The following is a 601-nucleotide window of genomic DNA, read 5'->3' as shown; positions in this document are numbered from 1 at the left end:
GGTGAAGGGAATCGAACCCTCATCATCAGCTTGGAAGGCTGAGGTTTTACCACTAAACTACACCCGCGTTAGGTTGTATAAATGGTGGCTCAGGACGGAATCGAACCGCCGACACAAGGATTTTCAGTCCTTTGCTCTACCGACTGAGCTACTGAGCCAAACTAAGAAAAATGGCGGTCCGGACGGGACTCGAACCCGCGACCTCCTGCGTGACAGGCAGGCATTCTAACCAACTGAACTACCGGACCAGATTGCGGGGGCAGGATTTGAACCTGCGACCTTCGGGTTATGAGCCCGACGAGCTACCGGACTGCTCCACCCCGCGATAGTATTATTTATGTGATTTTTCTATGCTCACATACAGCATTTCATCTCGCAGATTATTCAATGAAGTACCGCCCCAATTTCAGAAAGATTATTCAAGCAGCAGCTCAATCGTTGCGCTGAAGTAATTCCTTCGAAGCTTATTCGGACGTGCTCCACCCTGCGATAATAGTATTAAAATAATGGAGGAGGAAAGGGGATTCGAACCCCTGCGCGGTTTGACCCGCCTGTCGGTTTTCAAGACCGATCCCTTCAGCCGGACTTGGGTATTCCTCCG

Annotated in this window: 4 tRNA genes; all 4 read right to left on the bottom strand. The window is 50.6% G+C overall.

The features are described 5' to 3' along the window. Positions 1-82 precede the first annotated feature (82 nt). Positions 83-158 (bottom strand) — tRNA-Phe (locus IQ19_RS25545). Between the two features lie 13 nt (positions 159-171). Then, a tRNA-Asp gene (locus IQ19_RS25540) sits at positions 172-248 on the bottom strand. Between the two features lie 3 nt (positions 249-251). Next, a tRNA-Met gene (locus IQ19_RS25535) sits at positions 252-325 on the bottom strand. A gap of 182 nt (positions 326-507) precedes the next feature. Continuing rightward, a tRNA-Ser gene (locus IQ19_RS25530) sits at positions 508-600 on the bottom strand. Position 601 lies beyond the last annotated feature (1 nt).

Source organism: Cytobacillus oceanisediminis (assembly GCF_007830235.1).
GTDB classification, from domain to species: Bacteria; Bacillota; Bacilli; order Bacillales; family Cytobacillaceae; genus Cytobacillus; species Cytobacillus oceanisediminis.
The sequence above is the reverse complement of the archived record's forward strand: the minus strand, read 5'-3'. Positions and strand labels throughout refer to the sequence as shown.